This window comes from Nocardioides sp. CPCC 205120 (assembly GCF_048654585.1).
Lineage (GTDB): Bacteria > Actinomycetota > Actinomycetes > Propionibacteriales > Nocardioidaceae > Nocardioides.
Genome location: NZ_JBMCYY010000001.1, coordinates 87628 through 113796 on the forward strand (window position 1 = coordinate 87628; position 26169 = coordinate 113796).

The following is a 26169-nucleotide window of genomic DNA, read 5'->3' on the forward strand; positions in this document are numbered from 1 at the left end:
GGCGCCCTCGGGTGCCGAGCTCGCACTCGGACGTGCGCTGGGGGTCTGGCCGCCCCACTCGAGGGTCGAGGTGCACCTGGCCGGTGACGGGCCGATGGTGGAGACCTACCGCCGCCTGGGCGTCGAGGTCCACGTCCGCCCGCTCGCGGAGCGCGCCCGAGCGACTCCGCGCGGGGCTGGCGTCAGCGCCAAGGTGGGTGCGCTCCTGGCCCTGCTCCGATATGCCGTGGCGCTGCGGCGTGAGCTTCGCAGCAGCCGCCCCGACGTGGTCGTGGCCGGGAGCCTGAAAGCCGTGGTCTACGGCCGCATCGCCACCGCGTTCTCCCGAACGCCGGTGGTGTGGAGCGTCCACGACCGGGTCAGCAGCGACTACCTCGGCCCCGCCGCCCCGTTCTTCTCGCGTGTCTTGCCGCGCCTGGTCGACGGGATCGTCGTAAACAGCCGTGCCACGCTGGCGTCACTCGTTCCCGGGCGTACGCCGGTCCTGGTCTGCCCGCCCGGCGCCCAGCTGCGGCGAGTCACCCGCCCGGTCCGCGAGCGGGTCCGAGACATCGCCGTCCTCGGTCGGCTGAGCCCCTGGAAGGGTCAGCTCGAGGCGGTGCAGGCGTTCGCCGGTGCCGTGCTGCCCCCGTCCGCGACGCTGCACCTCATCGGCGGGGCGTTGTTCGGAGAGACCGACTACGAGTCCGCCCTCCACGACGAGATCGAGCGGCGGGGGCTCGGGGAGCGTGTCGTGTTCCACGGCCACGTCGACGACCCCCGCCCCTTGCTGGACGAGATGGACGTGCTGGCCCACACCTCGGTCCTCCCCGAGCCGTTCGGATCCGTCGTCCTGGAGGGCATGGACGCGGGCTGTGTCGTCATCGCGTCCCGGCCCGGCGGACCGACCGAGGTGGTCGAGCACGGCAACAACGGGTTCCTGGTGCCAGGTGGCGACGTCATCGCGCTGCAGGACGCACTCACGGCAGTGGCTGCGCTGGGTCCGGACCAGCGGCAGGAACTCGTCGCCGCGGGACACCGCACCACGGGGAGGTACGCGATCGAGGTGACGACCCCCGCCCGCGCCGGCTTCATCCGCGCGGTCGCGAGACGGCGCCGTCTGCCACCCGTGATCGACTGGGACCAGTGGACCGAGGAGAAGGACCGATGAACCGGCTACGCGTCACGTGGGTGAGCCTGGAGTGGCCCCGAGAGGGCCATCATTCGGGAGGAGTGGGTCGTTACACGGCTCGGCTGGCGTCGCGGGTGCAGGAGCTGGTCGACCTGACCGTGATCACCTACGAGGGGGGAACCCCGGTACCGGGGGTCGCTCTCGTGACCATCCCGACTGCCGACTCCCGCATCGGTCGCTACTACACCTCCGCCTGGCGTGCCGCTCGCGCGCTCCCCGCCACGCGACCGGACGTGGTCCACGCCCACGGCGACGACTTCCTGCTGCGGACCTCCGCGCCGATCGTGCGGTCGTTCTACGGCACGTCCTGGGGGGAGGCGAAGTCCTCGACCGGTTTGCGCAAGGCCAACCACGTCGTCTTGGCGGGCGCCGAGCTCTGGGCGGCGCGCCGGGCTCGGTTGCGTCTGGGAATCGCGCCCGAGTCGCTGCAGATGTTCCGCTGCCAGCACGTGTTTCCGCCGTACCTCCGGTCGGAGCACACGGGGGAAGCTACCCGTTCCGAGGGGCCCGTCGTGGTGTTCATCGGCAGCTTCCGCGGTCGCAAGCGCGGCTGGATGGTGCAGGAAGCCGTGGAGGCGCTGCGAGTCGACGACCCCCGCGCCCGCCTGGTCGTCATCGGCCCGGCCGACGACGCCGCGAGCTGGGACACGTGGGTCGAGCATCGTGCCGGTCTCACCGATGCGCAGGTCGCCCAGGTGCTCGACACCGCCTGGGTCCTGGCCTCTCCGTCGGAGTACGAGGGTTTCGGGATCCCCGTCCTCGAGGGGATCGATCACGGCCTGCGGGTCGTCGCCAGCAGCAATCCCGGTTCTGAGTACCTGCAGTCCCGCGCCGAGCCACACGTGCCGCTCGATGTGGTGGGAGACACCGGGTACGCCGCAGCTCTCGCCCGCGCTGTCGAGCGTGGCCCCGTGGTGACGGCCGCGGAACGCGCTGCGGGCAGCCACCTCGTGTCCACCATCGCCGCGGAAGGCTCCGCTGGGCGGCTCGTGGAGATGTACCGCGGCCTGCTCGGACGGTGAGGTCAGCGGGCGTACCGCATGAGGGCCAGGTGGGTCAGCAGCCGAACGGCACACATCGTCGTGAAGGCGAAGGCCATGGAGACGGCCGAGACGGCCTCGTTCGCAGCGAGCACCGCGATGACGAGGACCATGACTGCCAGACCCACGGCCGATGCGACGGCCAGCGAGCCCGCACGCTCGCGGACCGACTCCCGCACAGCGCGGACCCGCCACACGTCCTGGAGGACCGCGGCCAGCAGGAGCACCGCGACCACCGGGGGCAGCCCGGAGAAGTCAGTGCCGAAGATGTGCTCCCCGAACAGCGCGACGACGGCCAGGATGCCGGCCCCCGCGGCAAGGGTGCACGAGGCGACCACAAGCATCAGTCGTCGGAGCGAGGGCTCGTCCGCTCCGCCCGCGGCGCGGACGAACTGGGCGAAGCTGGCTTGGGCAAGCGAACTAGCCACACCGCTGGCGGCCGTGGTGCAGGTGACGGCGATCGCGTACACACCGACCACGGGTGCAGACGTCAGCATGGTCAGCGCGACCTGGTCCCCGCGGCCGCCGACGGAGTCGAAAACGGTGGTGATCCATAGCTTCAGGCTCAGGTTCCAGGGAACTCCTGTCCGGCTGAGGCCTCGAGAGTTGCGCAACGTGTAGGCACAGCCGATCAAGACGGTGATCGACTGGCCAGTTAGCGTCGCCAGAAAAGCGGAGGTCAAGGTGAGCGCACCAAAGGCTGCAAGTATCAGTATCGCGACGGACGGCAGTACGAGCGTGGCTGCTCGCATCAAGTTGAAGACGACTACTGCTCCCCGCAGCAACGCCAGCTGGTCTCCTATGTTGCCGATACCCGTCAGGAGCAGCAGAACCGCTGCAACCCTGATGCCCGTTGCAATGCGACCGTCGCCGTTCGCGAGCGTTGGCGCGGCAGCGACCACCAAGAGCGAGACGACCGTGCCGATCAGACCCGCCGTCACCACCCCCCAGAAGGACAGTTCGCGGCGCTTCTCCATCTGAAGCGCGAGGGACGCGGGCAGCCCCAAGAACGACACCCACCCGGCGACCTGCAACACGACGAATGTGCCCGCCAGCACCCCCCGGCCATCAGCACCGAGGGTGTGCGCCAAGACGGGGGCAGAGAGCAGAGACGATCCCATACCCGCATACGTGACCAGGGCGTTCAGCGTCGCATGACGCGCTTGGGTCGAGGATTGGAGCCGCCGGACCACCGATCGGATCAAGACGGGCGTCCGTCGTCCAACCCGCAGATCTCACCGATCACGGCGTGCCCGCAGCCGCGGCCCGCGCAGGTCGAGGACCCGTTAGCCCGCGGAGTCGTCGTAGGTCACCGGGAGCACGCATCGACGCCCTGAGCACTTGAGCGAGGCGACCACCAGCGGGGTCCCTTCTCAGCAGGTGCACGGCCGCCCAGACCAGGCCCGGGCGGTTGCGATCACCGACGAGCACGGCCCGCAGCAGGTAGAGGCCCCAGTGCGACAAGCCCAGGTACAGCCCGATCGCTGCGGCCGAGTTCCGCACGTCGGCGTCGAGCCGTTCGGGGGAGAATTCCAGGCGCCCGTCGTTGTCGGCGCGAGCGGCGGGGTGGTGGTCCACCTGCACGTCGGGGTCGTAGACACCGTGGTACCCCCGGCTCAGGGCCCCGAAGCACAGGAACAGCTCGTTCCCGTGCTGCGCGCCCTGTCCCCGCACCATCCGACCCAATGGCAGGTCGCGGACCGCGGCCACGCGGAGGGCCATGTTGGCGCCCTTGGCGTGCAGGGCGGGACGGGCGCGCCCCTTGCCGAGGTGGTGGTTGCCCCTCAGCTTGCCGCGACGCAGCGAGCCGACCACGAGGTCCTCGGAGCCGCTGTCGGCGTCACCGTGCACGTTGTCGCGGCCGGCGACGAAGCCCAGGGCGGGATCCGCAGCGAAGTGACGGACAGCCCGCTCCAGCCAGTCAGTGTGAGCCCGCGCGTCGTCATCGATGAAGGCTGCGAGCTCGGTCGTTGCCGCACGGAGGCCGGTCTCGATGGCGACGGCCAAGCCCGGCCTCGGAACTACGACGCTGTCTGCAGCGTGGGCGGCCGCGATCTCACGAGAACGGATGTCCTCCGCTCTGGTGACGACGAGCACACGGTCCGGTGTCGTGGTCATCGTCGCCAGGGCAGTAAGGCAGCGTTCCAGGTCGGCGTGCCGGAACATCGTCGGTACGACCACGGTGACGGTCGGATCAATCATCGGGACCTCGGAGTCGGATGGCACGGTTCGCTATGAGCCGCCGGACGCGGTGGGACCAGCGCCTGCGGGGACATTGTCGGCTGGTGAGTGCCTCGCCCCGGACCCGACGACGTCATCGGCCACCAGCCACAACGGCCGCGAGCTCCGAGCGCAGGTGGGACCCCACCCGCTCCCAGCTGTAGTCCTCGCGCGCCCGCAGCTGGGCCGCGCGCCCCCACGCACGGGTCTTCTCCGGCTCGCTCAGCATCTGCACCAGGGCGTCGGCCACAGCGGCCGGGTCGACCGGGTCCACCAAGCGCCCCGTCACCCCGTCCTCCACCACCTCCGTGGGTGCACCCACGTTGCCGGCGAGCGAGGGAACTCCCCAGACCGCGGCCTCGAGGTAGACGATGCCGAATCCCTCACCCCCGACCTCGCCCTCGGGGTAACGGCTCGGCATGGCGAAGACCGAGGCGCGTGCCAGCCAGCGATCGCGCTCCTCGTCCGTGGCGCGCCCGAGGAACACGACGTTGTCTGTCAGCCCACTTCGCTCAACGCGGTCCTCCAGGTCGGTCCGCAAGCGCCCGTCGCCAATCACCGCCCAGAGGACGTCTGGCACGTCCGCGCGTACCCGTGTCAAGGCATCGAGCAGCACGTCGTGGCCCTTGTACCAGTCGCGCAGACGGGCGATGGTCACGACCGTGGGGCGTTCAGTCTCCACGTGGACGACGTGGTGAGGCGCCTCGACGCCTGGGGTCACGATGCGGACGGGGGTGGACAGGCCGGGCGCCACCTCACGCACCTTCGCCGCCGTGAACTCGCTGATGGCGATCACAGCGTCCGATCGCCTCGCCGCCCAGGCCGACAGTCGCGGGCGCCCGTCGAGCTCCTTGGCGTACGTGTACAACACGTTCGGGACCCCCAGCCGGCGTGCCAGCAGGAGCGCGGCCGGGCTGGTCACGACGTGCCCGTTGAGGAGCACGTCCGGCTTCCACCGCGAACGCCACGGGAGCAACTGGGCGTTGAACACAGCGTTCCGCACGACCGATCGAGTGGAGACACTGCGCAGCCGGTGGATGCGCTGTTCCGACGCTGCGTCGAAGGCCGTGGCGCCGTCCGCCGCCATGGTGACGACACGCGTCTCTGCCGACGGCATGTGGGTGGTGATCTGGTGGAGAAGACGCTGGATCCCGCCGGTGTCCGGCGGATAGTCCGGCGTCACGAGGAGCACCCTCAGCGGATCGGGCCCGCTCTCCTCCATCGGCACCCGGCGACCGTACCAAGGGAGATGGCTGGTCCACGGTGGATCGGCCCGACGTGCGGCCAACGACACCACCCTCGGTGCTCGCCGACGACGTCAGTCGTTGACCATGCCGGCGCCCACCGTCACACCGGTCGCCTCGTCGATGAGGATGAACGCCCCGGTGGTGCGGTTGCGCGAGTAGGGGTCGACGAGCAGCGGCTGCTGGGTGCGCAGGCGCACCCGGCCGATCTCGTTGACGCCGAGCTCGCCGGTCTCCTGGTCGCGGTGCAGCGTGTTCACGTCGAGCCGGTAGTCGAGGTCCTTCACCAGGGCCTTCACGGTGCGCGTCGTGTGCTTGACCAGCAGCCGCTGGCGCGGGCGCAGCGGGGTCGTGCTCATCCAGGCGACCATGGCGTCGATGTCCTGAGTCACCTGCGGCTGGTTGTTCGGGCGCGCGACGAGGTCGCCGCGGGAGACGTCGAGCTCGTCGTCGAGCCGGATCGTCACCGACATGGGCGGGAACGCCTCGGTGACCTCCCGGTCGAACAGGTCGATCCCGGCGATCTTCGCCGTCATGCCCGACGGGAGCACGACGACCTCGTCGCCGGGCTTGAAGACACCGCCGGCGACCTGGCCGGCGTACCCGCGGTAGTCGTGGTGCTCGTCGGACTTGGGGCGCACGACGTACTGCACCGGGAACCGCGCGTCGCGCAGGTCGCGGTCGGAGGCGACGTGGACGTTCTCGAGGTGGTGCAGCAGGGACGAGCCCTCGTACCACGGCATGTTCTCGGAGCGGGTCACCACGTTGTCGCCCTTGAGCGCCGAGATCGGGATGACCGCGAGGTCGGGGATCGTCAGCTTGGTGGCGAAGGCGCTGAACTCGCGCTTGATCTCGTCGAACCGCTCCTGGGAGTAGTCCACGAGGTCCATCTTGTTCACGGCCAGCACGAGGTGCGGCACCCGCAGCAGCGACAGCAGCACGGCGTGGCGGCGCGACTGCTCCGACAGCCCGTGGCGGGCGTCGACGAGCACGAGGCCGAGGTCGGCGGTCGAGGCGCCCGTGACCATGTTGCGCGTGTACTGCACGTGCCCCGGGGTGTCCGCGATGATGAACTTGCGGCTCGGCGTCGCGAAGTAGCGGTAGGCGACGTCGATCGTGATGCCCTGCTCGCGCTCGGAGCGGAGGCCGTCGGTCAGCAGGGCCAGGTCGGTGTAGTCGTAGCCCTTCGACTGGCTCGTGGCCTCGACGGCCGCGAGCTGGTCCTCGAAGATCGCCTTGGAGTCCAGCAGCAGGCGCCCGATGAGGGTCGACTTGCCGTCGTCGACGGAGCCGGCAGTGGCGAAGCGAAGCAGGTCCATCAGAAGTAGCCCTCCTTCTTGCGGTCCTCCATGGCAGCCTCGGAGAACCGGTCGTCGCCCCGGGTGGCGCCGCGCTCGGTCACGCGGGCCACGGCGATCTCGTCGATGATCTCGGTCGTGGTCGAGGCGGTCGACTCCACGCAGCCGGTCAGCGTCAGGTCGCCCACGGTGCGGAAGCGCACCGTGCGCTCCTCGGCGGTCTCCCCGGCGCGCAGCGGGTTGTGCTCGCTTTCGGTCAGCAGCATGCCGTCGCGCTCGAAGACGCGACGCTGGTGGCTGAAGTAGATCGACGGGATGAGGATCTGCTCCCGGTCGATGTAGTGCCAGATGTCGAGCTCGGTCCAGTTGCTCAGCGGGAAGATCCGCATGTGCTCGCCCGAGTGGATGCGGCCGTTGTAGAGGCTCCACAGCTCGGGGCGCTGGTTCTTGGGGTCCCACTGGCCGAACTCGTCGCGGTGGGAGTAGACGCGCTCCTTGGCGCGGGCCTTCTCCTCGTCGCGGCGACCGCCACCGAAGGCGGCGGTGAAGCCCTCCTCCTCGATGGCGTGGAGCAACGTGCCGATCTGCATGCGGTTGCGCGTCGTGCGCCCGTCGTCGACGACGACGCCCGAGGCGATCGCCTCCTCGACGCTGGCGACGACGAGGCGCAGCCCGAGGCGGGCCACCCACTCGTCACGGCACTCGAGCACCTCGGGGAAGTCGTAGCCGGTGTCCACCTGCAGCACCGGGAAGGGGATCTTCGCGGGGAAGAACGCCTTCTCGGCCAGGCGGAGCATGACGATCGAGTCCTTGCCGCCGGAGAACATCAGCACCGGCTTCTCGAACTCGGCCGCGACCTCGCGGAAGACGTGGATCGACTCGGCCTCCAGCTGGTCCAGCTGGCTCAGGCGGTAGTCGGGATGCGACACGGACACCGGATCAGAGTACGGACGGCCGTCTCAGCACCCGGCCACGTATCAGTCCGTGGGCGCCGAGTGGGGTTTCGAGGGCCGCTGGCGCGGCCACCTCAACCACCGGCTCGGCGGCGCGCGGTCCGTCGCGGTCAGTCGCGGCCGTAGATGTCGCGGGTGTAGACCTTCTCGGTTACGTCGGCCAGCACGTCGGTGCGTCGGTTCGCGATGATCACGTCGGAGCGCTTCTTGAACTCGTCGAGGTCGGTGATGACCTCGGAGTGGAAGAACTCCTCGGTGTCCAGCGCGGGCTCGTAGACGACGACCTCGATGCCCTTTGCCTTGATGCGCTTCATGACGCCCTGGATGCTCGACGCTCGGAAGTTGTCCGAGCCCGCCTTCATGATGAGGCGGTAGATGCCGACCGTGCGGGGGCCGCGGCGCAGCACGTCGTCGGCGATGAAGTCCTTGCGCGTGGTGTTGGCCTCGACGATCGCGCTGATCAGGTTCTGCGGCACGTCCTGGTAGTTCGCCTGCAGCTGGCGGGTGTCCTTCGGCAGGCAGTACCCGCCGTACCCGAACGAGGGGTTGTTGTAGTGCGACCCGATGCGCGGGTCGAGCCCGACGCCCTCGATGATCTGCGCCGAGTCGAGCCCGTGCACGGCGGCGTAGGTGTCGAGCTCGTTGAAGTAGGCCACCCGCAGCGCCAGGTAGGTGTTGGCGAACAGCTTGATCGCCTCGGCCTCCGTGGGGTCGGTGAAGAGTGTGGGCACGTCCTTGTCGATCGCACCCTCGACGAGCAGCGCTGCGAACTCCCGCGCCCGGTCGGAGGTGTCGCCGACGACGATGCGCGAGGGGTGCAGGTTGTCGTAGAGCGCGCGGCCCTCACGGAGGAACTCGGGCGAGAAGATGATCGACGCCCCCTCGTTCTCCTCCCGCACGCGACGGGTGAAGCCGACCGGCACTGTCGACTTCACGATGATCGTCGCGTCGGTGTTGACCGCCAGCACGTCGGCGATCACGCTCTCGACGGTGCTGGTGTTGAAGTAGTTGGTGCGCTCGTCGTAGTCCGTCGGCGTCGCGACAATGACGAAGCGGGCGTCGGCGTAGGCCGCCGCCTTGTCCAGCGTCGCCGAGAGGTTCAGCGGGACGGAGGCCAGGTACTCCTCCAGCTCGGTGTCCTCGATCGGCGACTGCCGCTGGTTGAGCAGGTCCACACGGCTCTGGTCGACGTCGACCGCGACGACCTCGTGGTGCTGCGCGAGGACGACGGCGTTCGACAGCCCGACATAGCCCATGCCGGCGACGGCGATCTTCATGGACGGCAGCCTAACGGCGCGCCAGCGCCAGCCCGACGACGCGGGCCGAGGGTGTGGGGGTCGTCAAGTCAGCCACGATAGAAGTCAGGCGCCGTCGACGCCCGGTTGTACGCCCGGGCGGTCCTGAGCGTCTGGGCCCCCTTGCGCAGCCCCGCTCCCGACCGCACGGCGTGCGCAAGGTGGTGAGCACCTGCGGTTACGGCGAACAGCGCAGCCTTCGCGGGCCGCCCCTCGTAGTACCGGTAGGCCCGATGGGTGATGTAGATGCGCGATGCTGCCAGCACGTCGTTGTAGCTGCCGCGGTTGACGGACGACGGGTGGTGCTCCACCCAAAGGTCGTCGTCGAACACGATGGGGAATCCCAGACGCACCGCCTGCCGTGCGATGTCGATCTCTTCATAGCCATAGCGGATCTGCTCGTCAAAGCGGGCCGTGTCGAATAGGCGCGACGGGAAGACCGTCGCGTTGACGACGATCCCCCGGTACTCGCCCGCGGGATCGAGTCGCTGGAAGCCGAGGAAATCGGGGTTGTGCGGCGTCACCTTCCGGCCCTCCCCCACACCGAAATTGAGCTCCCACCCCGTCACCACGACGTCGGGCCGCGCTGCTGCCACAGCCCGCTCGACGAACTCGGTCGACACGACGACGTCGTCGTCGATGAAGGCGACCGCCTGCCCCGTGGCAGATGCGATGCACGCGTTGCGGTTGGGCCCAAGGCCGCGTCGAGGGCCTCGCTGATAGGTGGCCTCAAACCGGGCGGCGACCTCGGCCGCTGAACCGTCGCCGTCGTCACTCACGATCAACTCGTCCGGCTGCACGGTGCCGGACCGGACGCTGGCGAGTGCGGTCGCCAACTCGTCCGGCCGGTTCATCGTGCAGATGCACAGGGAGAGGGTGGTCACGGGGGGAACCGTAGGCGACCGAGTAGCACTCGGGCGCCGCTATCGTCCACACCATGGGTGAGCAACGGCACGTCAACAGGGTGTGGCACATGACGGTCAACGTGCTCGCTGCTTCGCCGCTCCTCACCGGAACCGTCCGAGAACGCCTCTACTGACGAGGCGGTATCGACACCAATGGCACGCAGGTCCGAACCGGATGCTGGTTCTTCAGCTCGCAGATCACCTTCGGTCGTGACGGCATGATCAACGCAGGCTGCCACTTCGAGAATCGAGAGCCGGTGTCCATCGGGGACCGGGTGTACCTGGGACCCCAGGTGCTGATCGGCACCTCCACCCACGCGGTGGGACCCACCGAGCAGCGGGCTGGTTCCTACTCGGGAGCGCCGGTATCCATCGCCGACGGCTGCTGGGTAGGGGCTAGGGCGGTCATACTCCCGGGTGTGACCGTGGCCCGTGGCTGCGTCATAGCCGCTGGATCGATCGTCACCCGGGACACGCTTCCTGACGGGTTGTACGCAGGCGTTCCCGCCACACGCGTGCGCGACCTGCCATGACGTTCTGTCGTCATCTCGTATCCGCAGAAGGCGTCAGAAGCCTGTACGGACCTAGAGCGCCGGAACTTAGGCTGCTCCTGACGACTAGCCGGGAGTATTCGTGCGCAGTGTAGGTAGTGGCCTCTTGTTCGGCCTCGCATTGTTCCTTTGCGCATCCATGGGGGTACTGGTCGCCATCGAGCCCAGGCTCGCCGTTGCCGTCGTCCTGCTCATGGCGGGTCTACTCGTTCAGGCGCGCACGGCGGTGATCCTTCTATTGGTGTCGGTCGTGTCGCTCGGTCTCGTAAGGCGGGTCACGTCGGGCGGTCGGACCGAGACCGACCCCCTGCTGCTCCTGCCCGTTGCCCTTCTGGGCCTTGCCTTGATGTGGAGCCTCGGTTCCGATCGGGCCGCTGCGACGCGCAAGACCTCTCCAGTGCTGGGTCTTGCGCTCGGCGCACTGGTGGTCCTGCCACTGGTGTCTTGGGCACTCTCCGAGCGCTCGATCGACGCCTTGTACGTGGCGGTCGTCTACTCGACGTGTTTCCTCGCCATGGGAACCGCTGCCTCTGGAATCCTTCCCAACGCTTCCGACGCGGTCTCACGAGGTGCACCGTGGGCCACGCTGGCGCTCGCCAGCTATGGCCTGATCCAGTTCCAGTTCCTGCCGTCGTGGGACCGGGCTTGGATGATCGCCTCTGACCTGAACTCGATCGGCGCCCCCCTACCCGGTCAGGTCAGGGTGTTCGGATCGTTGGAATCACCTGGCCCGTACGCGCTCGTCCTCGGTGGTCTCATGTGTGTCGTCGCCCAAGGTGTTGTAAGAGGAGCGGGTCGACGTCACTTGATCTTGCGCGTCGTGGCGCTGGCCGTCTCCACTCCCGCGTTCTTTCTCACGGGGGTACGAACGGGACTGCTGTCGATGGCCCTCGTCATGCTGGTCGCTGCAATCAAGACCAGGTCGTTCACGCTCATCGCGGTGGCTGCCGGCGCGGGAGCGATGCTGTACTTCGTGGGAAGCCGGATCATCGCCAGTCCGACTGACACCAGCATCTTCACCGTGGAGCGGTACACGAACCTGGGTGACGATCAATCCCTCGAGGCTCGTATTCGACTACTCGCCGAGGTCGGTCCCGCCCTCCGACAGCCCCTCGGAACTGGATTCGGTGCGTCCGTGCAACGAGCGGACAACCTCTACGTCGATCTGCTCCTGGCCGCAGGCCCACTGGCCCTGCTGGCCTTGCTGTCGGTGGTCGTCGCAGTCGTCAAACGGTCGGTGACGGCCGACTGGAGCCTGCCCGGGAATGACCTCAACCTCGCCGTCCTGTTCTCCGTCGCTTTTACTGTCGCCGGCTCGACGTTCGCCACGACCTCGGGGTTGGCGATTGCGCTCGCCTGGGGATGGGTTCTGAGGGCACCTCCTACCCGGCCCACCGAGGAAGAGGTCGGGCGGGGCACTGCCGCAGGTTTGCAGCGCCGTCCGATCACCGACTGAAGCGTTGATGCACCGACACGGCCCGATGTCCGGCGTCGCTGCGATGGAAGTGGTGGGCGCAGAAGTCGTCCCACGTCGCGAGCTGCCCTCACATCGGAGTGTGGTTCGCGCCCGACTGCGCCGCGCTGGCGTACATAGCGCGGGCCGCGCTCGAACCCGCAGGATGGCCGTTGCCCAGGGTCGGCCGGCCGAGCCCGATCATGTGGGAGCCGCGGGCCTGCAACGCGGACTGCAACACCATGCGCCGGACGTACGCAGGGAGCGCTAACACCCGGTCGGCGGGCCGCCACCGGAGCAAGCCCATCTCTTATCATCGCAGCGTCCTGCGGGAAGGCCGCCGAGTTGCCTCGGCGATGATTGCGCGGCAGCGCCATCTGACCGACGAGGGGTTCGAGTTCGCCACGGCGGGTGCAGACCCTCTGATGTGGCCCGGCGTGCGCTCACTACCCCGCTCAAATCACTGCACGCGCGCGCTGCTCCTCGACCTGGTCACCGCTCAGTTCACATCCGCTGTCGCAGCGCAGCCTGCGGAGGCGAGACGGACGTTGCTCGACGTCCCAGTTCATCTGCAGAGTCAACGCCTTGCAGACAGGACAGGCACGGGTCACGTTCACAAGCTGAGTCTCTCGCGCCAGCCGACGCCGCGGAAAGGCCGCTTGAGTAGGGGCACTCGACGCCCCGCGTGGGTCAGCGTCGCCGCAACTGCTCAGCAACCCCGCTGATGAGACGGTCAAACTGGTTCGCGCAGTCCGCGGCCACAACCGGACCGCGACGGTACGGGTCCGCCACGTCAAGCCCCTCCGCGCTTGGGCGGTTGGTACCGACGAGAGCCACCGCCTCCCGAGCGCTCACGCCGTCCCCCATGTCCTCCACCCCGCGCGCGAACTGCCCCAGCGTGAAGACCTTGCGGAACGCCGTGGGGTTCTCGTCGAGGATGAACGAGCGGTGCCGGCTCTCCGCCGTGAGCACCAGGTCCGCCTCCTCGACCAGGGCACGGCTCAACGGGCGGCTTCGGAACTGCGACGGGTCGAGCCCGCGCGAACGGGCCTCCGCAGCCATGTGCTCGTCCATCGGGTGGTCGGTGTAGCCGTGCGTCCCCGCGCTCGTGACGACGACGGCGTCGCCCGCCGCCGCCTGGAGCGCGAGCTCCATGTAGGGCGAGCGGCAGATGTTGGCGGTGCAGACGACGAGGACCTTGAGAGGGGTTTCGAGGGGCGCTGGCGCGCCCACCTCAACCACCGGCCCGGGCGCTCCCACCTCAACCACCGGCCCAGGCACTGACGCGCCCACCTCAACCACCGGCCCAGGCACTGACGCGCCCACCTCAACCACCGGCCCAGGCACTGACGCGCCCACCTCAACCACCGGCCCAGGCACTGACGCGCCCACCTCAACCACCGGCCCAGGCACTGACGCGCCCACCTCAACCACCGGCCCAGGCACTGACGCGCCCACCTCGACCACCGGCCCGGGGCGCGGCTCCGTGGTTTCGAGGGGCGCTAGCGCGCCCACCTCAACCACCGACGCAGCGCCCACCTCAACCACCGGGGAGAGGGCGGTGAGGACGGGGGCCAGGGCCTCCTCGACGGTCAGGCCGGTCGTGTCGACGACCACGTCGGCGTCGCGCGGTGCCTCGTAGGGCGCCGAGATGCCCGTGAAGTCCGCGATCTCACCCGCCCGCGCCTTGGCGTAGAGGCCCTTGCGGTCCCGCCGCTCGCACTCCTCGACCGGTGTCGCCACGTGCACCAGCACGAAGCGACCGCCTGCGTCCGCGACCATCCGGCGTACGTCGCGGCGAGTGGCGTCGTACGGCGCGATCGGGCTGCAGACGGCCACGCCGCCGTGCCGGGCGATCTCCGCGGCGACCCACCCGATGCGGCGGATGTTCGTCTCCCGGTCCTCGCGGGAGAACGTGAGCCCGGCCGACAGGTTCCGGCGGACCACGTCGCCGTCGAGGCTCGTCACCGTGCGCTCTGTCGTCTCCAGCAGGTGGTCGACGAGCGCACGGGCGATCGTCGACTTGCCACTGCCCGACAGGCCGGTGAAGAAGACCACTAGGCCCTCGGGCCCCGCCCCTGCGCCACGGTCGGGCGACGCTCCCCCGGCGCCCAGTTCGACGACTGCTGCACCATCGCAGTAGGCGGCCACGACCTGCGCCCGGCGCTCGGTGTCCGCCGCCACGTCGCCGGTGCGCGCCAGCGGGACCACGACGACGTGCACCGCGGGCAGGTCGCGCAAGGCGGCCACGGTCGAGCGCACCAGCCCCAGCGCGGTCGCCCCGACGGGCCACCCGTCGCCGGCGAGCACGAGGAGCACCACCTCGCCGTCGGCGGCGGCCAGGTCGGCCCGCTGGTCCGGCGTCAGGGGCGACTCGACCGGCACCCGCACGGCGTCGGCGTACCGCTCGCGCACCTCGTCGGGGCTCAGCCGCAGCCGTCGGAAGGGGCCGTACGCGGGGCGGGCCAGCGGCTCGACGTTCCAGCCACCGGCGTCCTGCGCGTGCAGACGGGCCAGCGGCAGACCCTCGGGGTCGACCAGCTCGAGCGAGCCCGGCTCGCCGGGCGTGATGCCCGCCGGGAGGTCCAGCTCCTCGGCCGGGACCGACCTCGGGAGGATCCCCCACGCCCGGAGCTCCAGGTCGTCGAGCACGCGCGGGCTCGGGCTGTGCTGCATCGTGGCCACCGCCTCATCCTGCCAGCGACCGCGGCTCGACGGAGAAGGGAGCCGCCCTGCTCTCTGGGGTTCAGCAGGGCGGCTCCCGGCGGAGGCCGCCGGCTCCCGGGCGTCAGGGTTCCCGGTCGCAGCGTCACTCCGCGACTACTCTGGCACGCCCCCAGCGCGGGCACAAAGGGTGGTCGGACAAGTTGTGGCCACCGTCCACCAGCCCCCTCCCCGGCCGGCAGCACCGTTGGCCCCTGCAAGCACCTGCAAGCAGCCTCGACGGCCGAGAGCACCTCGCCCCGCCTGAACTTTCAAGCATGGTGTGGCCCGGCTCACCGTCAGAGGGGTTGTGGGTGCTAGCTATAGTTAGCACTATGGAACGCATGGCAAGGGGCAAGGTCGGCAAGACCGTCGAGACTCTGGGTGAGTACCTCAAGGAGCAGCGCACCTCCGCGCAGCTCTCCTTGCGGCAGCTCGCCGACCAGGCGGGAGTGTCGAACCCCTACCTCAGCCAGATCGAGCGCGGTCTCCGCAAGCCCTCGGCCGAGGTGCTGCAGCAGATCGCCAAGGCACTGCGGATCTCCGCCGAGCAGCTCTACCTCCGGGCGGGCATCGTCAGCCCCCCGGACGGCGAGGGCGGCTCGGTCGAGCTCGCGGTCCTCGCCGACCCGCAGCTGACGGAGCGGCAGAAGCAGTCCCTGCTCGAGGTGTACGCGTCGTTCCTGGCGCTCAACGCCCAGAGCGACGGCTGAGCCACCACCGGCACTGCTCGCCGCTCGATCGCGCGGTGCACACCCTCCGAGCGCGGCCCCGCGCCGCCTCACCCCAACCGAAGGAGTGAACATGGCTTCCGCCAAGTTCGACATCAAGACCGAGGCCAACAAGACCCTCTACGCCGGCGCCGGCGTCATCGACCTGGCCGTCGAGGCCGTCCGTGAGTACGTCGCGACGACCCAGGCCCGGGTGACCGAGGCCCAGAAGAAGGCGACCTCGTTCGACTTCGAGGCCAAGGCGCTGCGCGACCAGGCCGTCAGCACCGTGAACGCCCGCATCGAGGCGCTCACCACCGAGGCCAAGGAGCGCCGCGCGGCCGTCGAGGCCCGCATCACCGAGCTCCAGGCCGAGGCGCGGGCCATCCCCGAGAAGGCCCAGAAGCGTGCGGACGAGTACGTGTCGACCGCGACGGCGACCTACACGGACCTCGCCAAGCGCGGCGAGACGCTCGTGGCCCGCATCCGCCGCCAGGAGTCGACGCAGGAGGCTGCCGCGTCCGCGAAGTCCACCGCGTCCCGCGCCAAGGCCACCCGGACCACGGCGGAGAAGACGGCGTCGTCGGCCAAGACGACCGCCACGTCCACCGCCAAGCGCACGGCCGACGCGGCCAAGGACGCCGCCACGTCGACCCCCGCCAAGAACGCCACCGCGACCACCCGCAAGCGCGCCGCCGCCACGAAGAGCACGGCCAAGGCGACCAGCACCACCGCCAAGAAGACGGCGTCCAAGACGGCCACCGCCGCCAAGGACGCCGCGAAGAAGGTCGGCGACTGATCGATCAGCATCGAGGACGGGCCCGCGGCGTCGCCGCGGGCCCGTCCTCCGTCCCGGCGCGGCGGCGACCCGACGAGGGCCTCGTGCCGGGGCGTCGCCACTGCCGGGCTCGATCCCGGAAGGCCCGGGTGCGCACCGCGACCGCCGCGGCGACACCGCGGAACGCGTCCGGCGCCTCGATCCCGCCCAGCTCGCTCGGGTGGAACACGGTCACCGCCAGCACCCGTCGGGTGTCGGCGGCCGACCGGACGTCCCGGGACGACCGCCGGAGACCGACCAGGGTGCGGTGCCCGGGGAAGCGGCCCACCGACACCTCCGCGTCCGCCGCCTGGCGGGACAGCACCAGGCCGAGCCCGGGCGGTCGCCCGACCGGCTCCGACGCCAGGAGCCAGGCCGCGGCCGCGGCCGTGCGCCGCCGGGCGGAGGTCGCGAGGAGCGCCGACCCGTCCGTGGCCCCGGTCAGCAGGTGGACGTCGAGCACGCTCCGCAGCCACGCCCAGTCGTCCTTCGCGGCGTGGCTGGCCGAGTGCTCGAGGGCGTCGCGGATGCCGAGCGTCGCCACGTCCCGGCCCCCCACGTCGACCAGCACCCGCCGGTCCCAGAGCTCGTCGAAGCCGGGGAAGGCGTCGTGCGCCGTCGCGAGGTGCCAGTGCAGGTCGACGGACACCCCCTGGCCCGACAGCGGCAGCTCGCAGTAGTTCCGCACGGTGAACCGCCACGCCCACGCCGGCCCGGGGGCGGGGTAGGCGCCTGCGGGGAGCCATCCGGCGGACCGCAGGGCCCCGTGGGCGGCCTCGACCTGGTCGGGCGGCACCAGGAGGTCGAGGTCCCCCGACCCGCGGGCGGTGTAGTCGCCGTACGCCTGGGCAGCCAGGGCCACCCCCTTGACCGTGAGCGCCCGCACCCCCGCCGTCGCGAGCACCTCGAGGGCGCGGTGGAGGTCGTGGGCCATGAGGAGGCACGGCAGCCGACCCCTCCGCCCCCGGCTGCGGAGCTCCTCGGTCACGGCTGTCGGCAGGTCCAACCGGTCGAGGTGCATCGACAGGAAGACGACCACGCGGTGCCGGTCCGCCGCCGCGAGGAACTCGTCCTCGCCCACACCCGCGGGGAGACGGAACACCCGTCCGTCGTCCGCCAGCACGACGCGCAGCGCCTCGCGCACCGCCTCGACGGAGGCGGGCGTGTAGGGCAGGTCGGGTCGGGATGCCGGGGGACGCCGCACGCGCGACACCCTAGTGTTGGGCCCCGTGATCGTCTTCGAGATGCAGAGCATCGTCATGCTCGTCGTGCTGGTGGCGCTGCTCCTGCTCAAGGGCTTCACCCTGGTGAACGCGCTGGCCCACCGCGCCGACGCCTACGACGCGGCCGGCAAGCTGACGAAGCAGAAGTGGACCGCCATCCTCGCGATCGGCTTCGTGCTCGAGCTGGCGAGCTTCGTGCTGTACCTCGGGCCCTTCGGCCGGATCCTCAACCTGGGCTTCCTCATCGCGGCCCTCGTCTACCTCGCCGACGTGCGCCCCGCCCTCAAGGACGTGATGCGTCCCCGCTGGTGACGTACTCCGCCAGCTGCTCCAGCGCGTCGCGCGGCTCGAAGCCCGTGGCCTCGATCTTCGCCAGGTCGAGCGCGCTGTTGCGCGGCCGCGGCGACAGCGTCTTCCCGGCCTCGTACTCCTCGGTCGTGATGGGCGTGACGTCGTCCGCCGAGCGTCCCGACAGCTCGAACACCCGCTTCGCGTAGTCGGCCCACGACAGCACCTCGCCGGCACCGGTCACGTTGTAGGTGCCGTACGGCGCGCCCGTGTCGACGAGGTGCCGCACCGCGCGCGCCAGCTCGCTCGTGAACGTCAGCCGGCCGCGCTGGTCGTCGACCACCGTCGGCGAGACACCGTTGCCGGCCAGCGTCTGCATGGTCCGCACGAAGTTCTTCCCGTCGCCGATCACCCACGACGTGCGCAGCAGGTAGTGCCGCGGGGCGGTGCCGACCGCCAGGTCACCGGCCGCCTTCGCCTGGCCGTAGACCCCCAGCGGGCTGAACCGCTCGTCCTCCGGGTGGAGGGGGTGCGTGCCGTCGAAGACGTAGTCGCTCGACACGTGCACCAGCGTGAAGCGGTGCTCGGCCGCCAGCCGGGCCAGCGTCGCCGGGGCCGTGGCGTTGGCCGCCCAGCAGATGACGCGCCCCTCGGGCGTCTCGGCGGCGTCCACCGCCGTGTACGCCGCGGCGTTGAGCACCACGTCGCACTCGTTCCAGGGCCAGGCGGCGACCGCGTCGGCGTCGGTGAGGTCGAGGCGCTCCACCCCGTCGCCCGGCTCGCCGAGGTCGACCAGGTCGGCCCCCGGGAAAGCGGCCTGCAGGGCGCGGCCCAGCTGGCCCCGGGCGCCCACGACGAGCGTGCGGCGCGGCTGCATCGGCGTCACGTCGCCGAGGCGCGGGTTGGCCTGGTCCTTCTCGGAGATCTCCGCCTCGGAGAGCGGGATGGGCCACGGGATCGCGGCGGTCTCGTCGCCGAGGTGCAGGGCCGGGTAGGTGCGGCCCGGCACGTAGTGGTCGTTGACCAGGTACGTGTACGTCGTGCCGTCCTCGAGCGCCTGGTAGGAGTTGCCGACGCCGCGCGGCACGAAGACCGCCACCGACTCGTCGATCTCGACCCAGAAGGTCGCCCCGAACGAGTCGCCCTCGCGCATGTCGACCCACGCCGCGAAGACGCGGCCCGTCGCCACCGCGACGTACTTGTCCCACGGCTCCGTGTGGATGCCGCGCGTGGCGCCGCGGGTGGAGTTGTAGGAGACGTTGTTCTGCACCGGGCCGAAGTCGGGCAGGCCGAGCGCGGTCATCTTGGCCCGCTGCCAGTTCTCCTTGAACCAGCCGCGCGCGTCGCCGTGCACGGGCAGGTGGACGACCAGCAGGCCCGGGATCGGGGTGGTCTCGACGCTCAGGTCCTTCGGCACGTCGCTCACTGGCCCTTCGCGGCGTACGTCGCCTCGACGGCGGTCTTGTGGGGGCGCCACCACGCCTCGTTGTCGCGGTACCACTGGATCGTGCGCGCCAGGCCCTCGGCGAAGTCGGCGTACGCCGGCTGCCACCCCAGCTCGGTGCGCAGCTTCGTGGAGTCGATCGCGTAGCGCAGGTCGTGACCGGCGCGGTCCGTCACGTGCTCGAAGTCGTCGGCCGGGCGGCCGAACGCCTCGAGGATCATGCCCACCACCTCGAGGTTGTTGCGCTCCCCGTCGGCGCCGATCAGGTAGGTCTCCCCGATCTCGCCCTTCTGCAGGATCGTCCAGACCGCCGAGGAGTGGTCGTCGGCGTGGATCCAGTCGCGCACGTTGAGCCCCGCGCCGTACAGCTTCGGGCGGCCGCCGTCGATGACGTTGGTGATCTGGCGGGGGATGAACTTCTCGATGTGCTGCCACGGCCCGTAGTTGTTCGAGCAGTTCGACACCGTCGCACGCACGCCGAAGCTGCGCACCCAGGCGCGCACCAGGTGGTCGGAGCCCGCCTTCGACGCCGAGTACGGCGAGGAGGGCGTGTAGGGCGTCGACTCGGTGAACCGGTGCGGGTCGTCGAGCTCGAGGTCGCCGTAGACCTCGTCGGTCGAGATGTGGTGGAAGCGCACGTCCGCCTTGCGGACCGCCTCGAGCAGCACGAAGGTGCCGACGAGGTTGGTCTGGATGAAGGGGCTCGGGTCGCTCAGCGAGTTGTCGTTGTGCGACTCGGCGGCGAAGTGCACGACCGCGTCGTGGCGCGCGACCAGCGGGTCGACCACCGCGGCGTCCGCGATGTCCCCGACCACCAGCTCCACCCGGTCGGCCGTCAGCCCCGCGAGCGACTCGCGGCTCGCGGCGTACGTCAGCTTGTCGAGGACCGTCACCCGCACGTCGGTGTGCGCGAGGAGGTGGTGCACGAAGTTCGAGCCGATGAACCCGGCTCCGCCCGTCACGAGGATGCGCTGCATGGGCGCCAGCCTAGAGTGAGCGCATGCGCGGAATCATTCTGGCCGGTGGCACGGGCTCGCGGTTGCACCCGATCACGATCGGCGTGAGCAAGCAGCTGGTGCCCGTCTACGACAAGCCGATGATCTACTACCCGCTCACCACCCTGATGCTCGCGGGCATCCGCGACATCCTCATCATCACCACGCCCCACGACGCGGAGCAGTTCCACCGCCTCCTCGGCGACGGCTCGCAGCTGGGCGTCGCGATCACGTACGCCGTGCAGCCGAGCCCCGACGGGCTCGCGCAGGCGTTCGTCATCGGCGAGAGCCACATCGGCTCCGAGACCGTCGCGCTCGTGCTCGGCGACAACATCTTCTACGGCCCGGGGCTCGGCACGCGGCTGCGCCGGTTCGAGCACCTCGACGGTGCCGCGGTGTTCGGCTACCAGGTGGCCGACCCCACGGCGTACGGCGTCGTGGACTTCGACGAGCACGGCGTGGCCACCTCGATGGAGGAGAAGCCGACGCACCCGAGGAGCAACTACGCCGTGCCCGGCCTCTACTTCTACGGCAACGACGTCGTCGAGCGCGCGAAGGTGCTCGAGCCGTCGGCCCGCGGCGAGCTGGAGATCACCGACCTCAACCGCACCTACCTCGAGGAGGGCCGGCTGCAGGTCGAGATCCTCCCGCGCGGCACGGCGTGGCTCGACACGGGCACGTTCGACTCCCTCAACGACGCGTCGAACTTCGTGCGCACCCTCGAGGGCCGCCAGGGCCTGAAGATCGGCTGCCCCGAGGAGGTCGCCTGGCGCATGGGCTTCCTCAGCGACGACGAGCTGCGCGAGCGCGCGGCGCCGCTGCGCAAGAGCGGGTACGGCGCCTACCTCGAGGGCCTGCTCGACTGAGGCAGCGCCCCGCCGCCACCCCGGCGTGACACGACCGGGGCCCGCCATCCCCCAGGATTGGCGGGCCCCGGCCGTGGGTCCGGGGAGGTCCGACGACGCGCTCAGTAGGCCCCTCGGGAGCCCACCACGGCGCCGACGGTGCGCACGAGGATGCTGAGGTCCTGCAGCATCGACCAGTTGTCGACGTAGTAGATGTCGAGGCGGATCGCCTCGTCCCACGACAGGTCGGAACGCCCGGAGACCTGCCACAGGCCCGTCATGCCGGGGCGCACCCGCAGGCGTCGACGCATGTCGTCGTCGTAGCTGAGGACCTCGGTGGGCAGCGGTGGCCGCGGGCCGACGAGGCTCATCTCCCCCCGCAGCACGTTGAACAGCTGCGGCAGCTCGTCGAGCGAGAAGCGGCGCAGCCACCGCCCCGGCTTGGTAACGCGCGGGTCGTCCTTGAGCTTGAACAGCCCGCCGGAGAAGCCGGTCTCGGACTGGAGGTGGACCAGCCGCGCCTCGGCGTCCACCACCATCGTGCGGAACTTGAGGCAGGCGAACTCCACCCCGTCGCGTCCCGTGCGGGTCTGGCGGAAGAGCACCGGCCCGCGGTCGAACGCCCACACCCGCAGCGCCGCGAGCGCGAGCACCGGGCTCAGCACCACGACGAGGGCGGCGGCCCCGAGCAGGTCGAAGGTGCGCTTCGCCCAGCGGGAGGCCTGCGTGGAGCGCGCGGTGTCGAGGTGCATGAGGGGCAGCCCGCCCACGGGGCGCACCGTCACCCGCTCGCGGGCGACGTCGGTGACGCTGGGCGCCACGACCACGTGCGTGCGGTGCTGCTCGAGGTCCCACGCGGCGCGGCGCATGTCGTCGGAGGTGCGGAACGCACCCGAGGCGAAGAACACCACGTCCGCCTGGGCCAGGTTCGCGACCTCAGCGATCTGCAGGGTGTCGCCCAACACCTCGATGCCCGAGTCGGTCACGTCCTTGACGTGGCCCACCGGGGTCACGGCGCCGACGACGTGGTAGCCCAGCCAGGTCTCCCGCTCGAGCACCGCGGCGATCTCGTCGACGTGCGACGGACGCCCCGCGATGACGACCCGGTGACGCAGCCGACCGAGGCGGTGCGCCTTGTGCAGGGCCCGGCGCAGGCCGAAGCGGCCGAGGAGCAGCAACGGGATGCCCAGCCCCACGGCCAGCAGGAAGAAGCCGCGCGACAGGGGGAACTTGGCCAGGTAGCAGCCGATGCCGACCACGGCGGCGGTGTAGAGCGACGCGTTGAGCACCCGGCGGTACTCGTCGGGACCCGCGCCGAAGACGGAGCGGTTGTAGCCGCCGAAGGCGGCGATGAGGGCGACCCAGCCGAGGAACATAAGGGGGCCGACGACCCCGAGCTGATCGGCTACGTTGCCCGGTCCGACGAAGAACGTGAGCCGGTTCCGGCCGGCGATCGCGAGCACCGCCGTGAGGGCGATCGCGGCGGCGTCGGTGACGAACGCGGTCACGGGCAGGTAGCTGAGGGCCCGGTGGCGCACCGAGCGGGCGCCTCCGGACGCGTCGTCGCGCTGCGCTGTCTCGACGGCGACAGTCAATGCAGGCTCCGATAGGACGAGGGTGGGGCGGACCTCATTGTCATCCACTATTCGCGGCCCGCGAACCAGTTCGCGCAAAGTTCAGGTGAACGGGCCCACAGTGAACAGCGTTCTGTGGTTGCGGCCCCTCACATCGGGTGAGTTCGCGGTGGGGGGAGCCCCGGCGGCACTACCATCGTGAAGACGTTGCCGAACGAAGCTGGAGCTCATGACCCTGCGGGACTACCTGCGCATCATCCGGGCCTCGTGGCTCGTCATCACCCTCGTGGCCCTCACGACGGTGGCGGCCTCGGCGGCCTACACCTTCCTGGTGACACCGCAGTACGAGTCGACGGCACGGCTCTTCGTCAGCACGTCGCAGGCCGACACGAGCGAGGCCTTCACGGGCGCCCAGTTCTCCGCCCAGCGGGTGACGTCCTACGCCGACCTCGTGCGCAGCCGCGAGCTCGCCGCCGACGTCGTCGACGACCTCGGCCTCGACGCCGCCCCGGGCGACCTCGTCGCCGCGGTCTCCGCCTCCGTCGTGCCGGACACCGTCAACCTCGAGATCCGCATCGTGGACGAGGACCCGAACGAGGCGCAGCGTCTCGCCCAGGGTTACGCCGAGGGCATGGTCGACCTCGTCCGGGAGCTCGAGACCCCCGTGGGATCCACCGCGGCGCCCATCAAGGCCACCATCGTCGACCCCGCCAGCTTCTCGAGTGCCCCCATCTCCCCGCAGCCGGCGCGCAACCTCGCCCTCGGCCTCATCCTCGGCCTGCTGCTCGGGGTCGCCGTCGCGGTGCTGCGCGACCTGCTCGACACCACGGTCAAGAGCACCGAGGACATCGCGGCCGCGACCTCGGCACCCATCGTCGGGGCGATCGGCTACGACACCACGGTCAAGAGCGACCCCCTCATCACGTCGCTCGCCCCCCACGCGCCCCGGGTCGAGGCCTTCCGCGTGATGCGCACGAACCTGCAGTTCCTCGACGTGGACAAGAGCTCCAAGGTCATCGTCGGCACCTCGGCCGTGCCCGGCGAGGGCAAGACCACCACGATGGTGAACCTGGCCCTGGCCCTGGCGCAGGGCGGCCAGCGCGTGCTGCTCGTCGAGTGCGACCTGAGGCGTCCCAAGGCCGCCCAGTCGCTGGGCCTGGACTCGAGCATCGGCGTCACCACGATCCTCCTCGGCAGGGCGACGGTGGCCGACGCGGTGCAGAAGCACGCCGGGTCGGGCCTGCGTGTGCTGGGCAGCGGCGCCGTGCCGCCGAACCCGGCGGAGCTCATCCAGAGCCACGCCATGGGCGAGCTGCTGGCCGAGGTCCGCCGCGACTACGACGTCGTGCTCATCGACGCCCCGCCCCTGCTGCCGGTGACCGACGCGGCCCTGCTCGCCGCGCAGGCCGACGGCGCGCTCCTCATCGTGCGCCACGGCAAGACCACCCACGACCAGCTCGCCGGCGCCGTCAACCGGCTCGCGCAGGTCGACGCCACGCCGCTGGGCGTCGTGTTCAACATGACCCCGAAGACCGGGGGCAGCCACGGGTACGGCTACGGGTACGGGTACGGGTACAGCCCGGAGGAGCCGGCACGGCCTGCGGCCAGGACCCGCGGCGGCAAGCGCGCCCGGGCCTGACCCCGCCTGGACTTCCGGCCTGGCCTGCCGGACTGGTCAGCAGGCCGACGCGGCCACGGTGTCGAGGTCGGTGGGCGCCACTCCCGGTGTGGCGTCCACGACCACGTCGCCCGGCTGGTCCTCCCCCGTCGTCATCGTCCACCGCACGTCGGCGGTGAACCCCGGCTCCAGCTCGACGAGGACCGTCACGACGGGACGACCGTCGAGCTCGACGGTCGGGGGCACGGGGAGCGGGGCGTCGTTGAACGTGACGTCCTCGACCTCACCGCCCACCGGCCCGACGATCTGCAGGGCGACCAGCTGCTTGCCCGGCTCGATGCCGTACACCCCGGCCCCGGTCACGTACCGGGGCAGCGAGGCGGCGTCGGCCGGGGCGTCCGAGAGCAGGTAGGCCCGGCCCGTCAGGCCCTGCACGCCGTACCGGCAGCTCGTCGCCGTCACGTGCACCTCGTGGCGCAGGAAGTAGGACATCTTCGCGCCGGTCGCGTCGTTGAGGTAGACGCCCACCTGCGGGTCCGCCGCGGGATCCGTGACCAGCTCGCCCGCGATGGCCGTGCCGGCGAACGACGCCTGCTCGGTCTCGGTGAAGGAGTGCAGCTTGACCCGGCCCTCGTCCGTGCCGCGGCCCAGCGCCTCGATGAGGGCCCGGGGGTTCCCGCCGCCGCGCGTCAGCTCGGCGAAGATGGTGCCCGCCGCCGCCTGGAAGTAGGCGTCCTGGTCGGCCGGGTCCTCGTAGCGCAGGTACACCTGGTGGAGCAGCTCGTCGACCACGTTGGCCTGGGTCAGGGCCGGCCCGCCCGGCACCTCGACCGGCCCCGTCGCCCCGAGCACGTAGGACAGGGTCACCGGGTCGAGGGCGAGGACGCCGTCGACCGGCTCGTACTCCTGCTCCCAGCGGGCCTGCCACAGGGCGGCGGAGCGGGGGAAGTCGGGCGTGAAGTTGGCGTCGAGGAAGTAGGTGCCGAGCTGGCGGCCCCAGATGTCCTCCTCCGCCTCGCTCAGCTCGAGCACGGGCTCGTCGGCCCGCCCGAACGAGCTGCCCGCGACCTGGCGCGTCAGCGCGATCGCCCCGTCGTCCGCCGTGACCAGCGAGGCCGAGCCCGGGAGCCCGCCGCCCGCGCGGATCTCCGCGTTGTTCTGGAAGACGAGCAGGTAGTTGCGGGGCCCCTCGGCGCCGAGCATCGACGGCAGCACCCGCACGGCGCGGTCGGCGGTGTCGAGGGCGTCCGCCGCGCGGTCGACCTGGCGCGTGACCTCCCGGTACTTGTCCCGCACCGTGGCCTGGTAGCCCGACGGGTCGTGCTCGGCCAGGCGCTCCCGGGCGTCAGCGAACGCGGCGTTGCCCGCCGCGACCGGCGCGGCGAGCCCCTCCACAGCGGCGAGGTCGATGCGCCCGTCGCGGGGCGTGAGCGTCTCGAGGTCGCGCGCCGTGGAGACGAGCGGCTCCAGGCCGTCGGCCGCGAGGTCGTCGAGCACGGCGCTGACGGTGCGCACGCCGTCGAGGTCGTCCCCCACCACCGGCGCCCAGGTCAGCGCCGACCACAGGGGACCGCCGGTGCGGTCCGCGGCCGACCCGGCGTGCTCGCGCAGGTCGGCGAGCGCGGCGTCCGCCGCAGCGTCGTCACCGGCGGTCACGGCGCTCTGGAGCCGCTGGGCGTCGTCGGCCGCCGCCGTCAGGTCGCGGCTGGTGGTCAGCACCTGCCACGCGGCGTACAGGCCGAGGACGAGGAGCAGCGCCGCGACCAGGAGGACCGGCAGCTTCCAGCCGCGGAGAGCACGCATGGCGTGACTCTAGCGACGC

General features: G+C 70.8%; 22 protein-coding genes. 9 read left to right on the forward strand and 13 right to left on the reverse strand.

The window, feature by feature from the left end; genetic code table 11:
* The first annotated feature begins 70 nt into the window (after positions 1-70).
* Positions 71-1150: a glycosyltransferase family 4 protein gene (locus tag ACOACO_RS00465; protein WP_420294298.1), complete on the forward strand. Its 1080-nt coding sequence runs from the start codon at positions 71-73 to the stop codon at positions 1148-1150.
* A complete protein-coding gene (locus ACOACO_RS00470) occupies positions 1147-2193 on the forward strand; it encodes a glycosyltransferase family 4 protein (RefSeq protein ID WP_420294299.1) in 1047 nt (348 codons plus the stop codon). Before ACOACO_RS00465 ends, ACOACO_RS00470 begins: the two co-directional genes overlap by 4 nt.
* A gap of 2 nt (positions 2194-2195) precedes the next feature.
* On the opposite strand, the gene ACOACO_RS00475 is transcribed toward ACOACO_RS00470, so the two are convergent.
* The 7 genes from ACOACO_RS00475 to ACOACO_RS00505 all read right to left on the reverse strand — a co-directional run bounded on the left by ACOACO_RS00475 (position 2196) and on the right by ACOACO_RS00505 (position 10105).
* Positions 2196-3248 (reverse strand): hypothetical protein, encoded by a 1053-nt coding sequence (locus tag ACOACO_RS00475; protein ID WP_420294300.1) that lies wholly within the window; start codon positions 3246-3248, stop codon positions 2196-2198.
* A 205-nt stretch (positions 3249-3453) separates the two neighbouring features.
* Positions 3454-4413 (reverse strand): glycosyltransferase family 2 protein, encoded by a 960-nt coding sequence (locus tag ACOACO_RS00480; protein WP_420294301.1) that lies wholly within the window; start codon positions 4411-4413, stop codon positions 3454-3456.
* 112 nt (positions 4414-4525) lie between these two features.
* Positions 4526-5653, reverse strand: a complete 1128-nt coding sequence (locus ACOACO_RS00485; RefSeq protein WP_420296271.1) for a glycosyltransferase family 4 protein — start codon at positions 5651-5653, stop codon at positions 4526-4528.
* Positions 5654-5749: 96 nt separating this feature from the next.
* Positions 5750-6994, reverse strand: a complete 1245-nt coding sequence (locus ACOACO_RS00490) for a sulfate adenylyltransferase subunit 1 (protein WP_420294302.1) — start codon at positions 6992-6994, stop codon at positions 5750-5752.
* The gene (cysD, locus tag ACOACO_RS00495) at positions 6994-7908 is read right to left on the reverse strand and encodes a sulfate adenylyltransferase subunit CysD (protein ID WP_420294303.1); all 915 of its coding nucleotides are present in this window, start codon (positions 7906-7908) and stop codon (positions 6994-6996) included. Before cysD ends, ACOACO_RS00490 begins: the two co-directional genes overlap by 1 nt.
* Before the next feature lie 128 nt (positions 7909-8036).
* Positions 8037-9203 (reverse strand): nucleotide sugar dehydrogenase, encoded by a 1167-nt coding sequence (locus tag ACOACO_RS00500; protein WP_420294304.1) that lies wholly within the window; start codon positions 9201-9203, stop codon positions 8037-8039.
* A gap of 68 nt (positions 9204-9271) precedes the next feature.
* Positions 9272-10105 (reverse strand): glycosyltransferase family 2 protein, encoded by an 834-nt coding sequence (locus ACOACO_RS00505; protein ID WP_420294305.1) that lies wholly within the window; start codon positions 10103-10105, stop codon positions 9272-9274.
* Between the two features lie 239 nt (positions 10106-10344).
* Here ACOACO_RS00505 and ACOACO_RS00510 point away from each other — a divergent pair, with 239 nt between their 5' ends.
* Both ACOACO_RS00510 and ACOACO_RS00515 read left to right on the forward strand, forming a co-directional pair.
* Complete coding sequence (locus ACOACO_RS00510; RefSeq protein WP_420294306.1) at positions 10345-10659, forward strand: DapH/DapD/GlmU-related protein; 315 nt, start codon at positions 10345-10347, stop codon at positions 10657-10659.
* 124 nt (positions 10660-10783) lie between these two features.
* Positions 10784-12133 (forward strand): hypothetical protein, encoded by a 1350-nt coding sequence (locus tag ACOACO_RS00515; protein WP_420294307.1) that lies wholly within the window; start codon positions 10784-10786, stop codon positions 12131-12133.
* Between the two features lie 687 nt (positions 12134-12820).
* On the opposite strand, the gene cysC is transcribed toward ACOACO_RS00515, so the two are convergent.
* On the reverse strand, positions 12821-14806 hold the full coding sequence (gene cysC / locus ACOACO_RS00520) for an adenylyl-sulfate kinase (protein WP_420296272.1): 1986 nt from the start codon (positions 14804-14806) through the stop codon (positions 12821-12823).
* Between the two features lie 371 nt (positions 14807-15177).
* Between cysC and ACOACO_RS00525 the strand changes: the two genes are divergently transcribed.
* The gene (locus ACOACO_RS00525) at positions 15178-15546 is read left to right on the forward strand and encodes a helix-turn-helix domain-containing protein (RefSeq protein WP_420294308.1); all 369 of its coding nucleotides are present in this window, start codon (positions 15178-15180) and stop codon (positions 15544-15546) included.
* Positions 15547-15637: 91 nt separating this feature from the next.
* Positions 15638-16342, forward strand: coding sequence for a hypothetical protein (locus tag ACOACO_RS00530; protein WP_420294309.1), 705 nt, complete (start codon positions 15638-15640; stop codon positions 16340-16342).
* Positions 16343-16346: 4 nt separating this feature from the next.
* On the opposite strand, the gene ACOACO_RS00535 is transcribed toward ACOACO_RS00530, so the two are convergent.
* Complete coding sequence (locus ACOACO_RS00535) at positions 16347-17564, reverse strand: nucleotidyltransferase family protein (RefSeq protein ID WP_420294310.1); 1218 nt, start codon at positions 17562-17564, stop codon at positions 16347-16349.
* Positions 17565-17589: 25 nt separating this feature from the next.
* Here ACOACO_RS00535 and ACOACO_RS00540 point away from each other — a divergent pair, with 25 nt between their 5' ends.
* The gene (locus ACOACO_RS00540) at positions 17590-17895 is read left to right on the forward strand and encodes a DUF2516 family protein (protein ID WP_420294311.1); all 306 of its coding nucleotides are present in this window, start codon (positions 17590-17592) and stop codon (positions 17893-17895) included.
* Here ACOACO_RS00540 and ACOACO_RS00545 read toward each other — a convergent pair.
* On the reverse strand, positions 17867-19297 hold the full coding sequence (locus ACOACO_RS00545) for a sugar nucleotide-binding protein (RefSeq protein ID WP_420294312.1): 1431 nt from the start codon (positions 19295-19297) through the stop codon (positions 17867-17869). The two genes, ACOACO_RS00540 and ACOACO_RS00545, sit on opposite strands and share 29 nt — an antisense overlap.
* Positions 19294-20292, reverse strand: a complete 999-nt coding sequence (rfbB, locus tag ACOACO_RS00550) for a dTDP-glucose 4,6-dehydratase (protein WP_420294313.1) — start codon at positions 20290-20292, stop codon at positions 19294-19296. The genes ACOACO_RS00545 and rfbB overlap by 4 nt, the downstream gene beginning before the upstream one ends.
* Before the next feature lie 23 nt (positions 20293-20315).
* Between rfbB and rfbA the strand changes: the two genes are divergently transcribed.
* Entirely contained in the window at positions 20316-21176 is an 861-nt protein-coding gene (rfbA, locus tag ACOACO_RS00555; protein ID WP_420294314.1) for a glucose-1-phosphate thymidylyltransferase RfbA, read from the forward strand.
* A gap of 101 nt (positions 21177-21277) precedes the next feature.
* On the opposite strand, the gene ACOACO_RS00560 is transcribed toward rfbA, so the two are convergent.
* Positions 21278-22750: a sugar transferase gene (locus ACOACO_RS00560; RefSeq protein WP_420294315.1), complete on the reverse strand. Its 1473-nt coding sequence runs from the start codon at positions 22748-22750 to the stop codon at positions 21278-21280.
* Between the two features lie 208 nt (positions 22751-22958).
* Between ACOACO_RS00560 and ACOACO_RS00565 the strand changes: the two genes are divergently transcribed.
* Positions 22959-24368, forward strand: a complete 1410-nt coding sequence (locus tag ACOACO_RS00565) for a polysaccharide biosynthesis tyrosine autokinase (RefSeq protein WP_420294316.1) — start codon at positions 22959-22961, stop codon at positions 24366-24368.
* 36 nt (positions 24369-24404) lie between these two features.
* Here the strand turns inward: ACOACO_RS00565 and ACOACO_RS00570 are convergent, their stop codons facing one another.
* On the reverse strand, positions 24405-26150 hold the full coding sequence (locus tag ACOACO_RS00570; protein ID WP_420294317.1) for a DUF4012 domain-containing protein: 1746 nt from the start codon (positions 26148-26150) through the stop codon (positions 24405-24407).
* Between the last annotated feature and the right edge of the window lie 19 nt (positions 26151-26169).

Excerpts from the sequence above, each read along its gene's own strand:
- ACOACO_RS00470 (WP_420294299.1), top strand. The coding sequence starts at position 1,147 with ATGAACCGGCTACGCGTCACGTGGGTGAGCCTGGAGTGGCCCCGAGAG.
- ACOACO_RS00480 (WP_420294301.1), bottom strand. The coding sequence starts at position 4,413 with ATGATTGATCCGACCGTCACCGTGGTCGTACCGACGATGTTCCGGCAC.
- ACOACO_RS00485 (WP_420296271.1), bottom strand. The coding sequence starts at position 5,653 with ATGGAGGAGAGCGGGCCCGATCCGCTGAGGGTGCTCCTCGTGACGCCG.
- ACOACO_RS00490 (WP_420294302.1), bottom strand. The coding sequence starts at position 6,994 with ATGGACCTGCTTCGCTTCGCCACTGCCGGCTCCGTCGACGACGGCAAG.
- ACOACO_RS00500 (WP_420294304.1), bottom strand. The coding sequence starts at position 9,203 with ATGAAGATCGCCGTCGCCGGCATGGGCTATGTCGGGCTGTCGAACGCC.
- ACOACO_RS00510 (WP_420294306.1), top strand. The coding sequence starts at position 10,345 with ATGATCAACGCAGGCTGCCACTTCGAGAATCGAGAGCCGGTGTCCATC.
- cysC (WP_420296272.1), bottom strand. The coding sequence starts at position 14,806 with ATGCAGCACAGCCCGAGCCCGCGCGTGCTCGACGACCTGGAGCTCCGG.
- ACOACO_RS00525 (WP_420294308.1), top strand. The coding sequence starts at position 15,178 with ATGGCAAGGGGCAAGGTCGGCAAGACCGTCGAGACTCTGGGTGAGTAC.
- ACOACO_RS00530 (WP_420294309.1), top strand. The coding sequence starts at position 15,638 with ATGGCTTCCGCCAAGTTCGACATCAAGACCGAGGCCAACAAGACCCTC.
- rfbB (WP_420294313.1), bottom strand. The coding sequence starts at position 20,292 with ATGCAGCGCATCCTCGTGACGGGCGGAGCCGGGTTCATCGGCTCGAAC.
- rfbA (WP_420294314.1), top strand. The coding sequence starts at position 20,316 with ATGCGCGGAATCATTCTGGCCGGTGGCACGGGCTCGCGGTTGCACCCG.
- ACOACO_RS00565 (WP_420294316.1), top strand. The coding sequence starts at position 22,959 with ATGACCCTGCGGGACTACCTGCGCATCATCCGGGCCTCGTGGCTCGTC.
- ACOACO_RS00570 (WP_420294317.1), bottom strand. The coding sequence starts at position 26,150 with ATGCGTGCTCTCCGCGGCTGGAAGCTGCCGGTCCTCCTGGTCGCGGCG.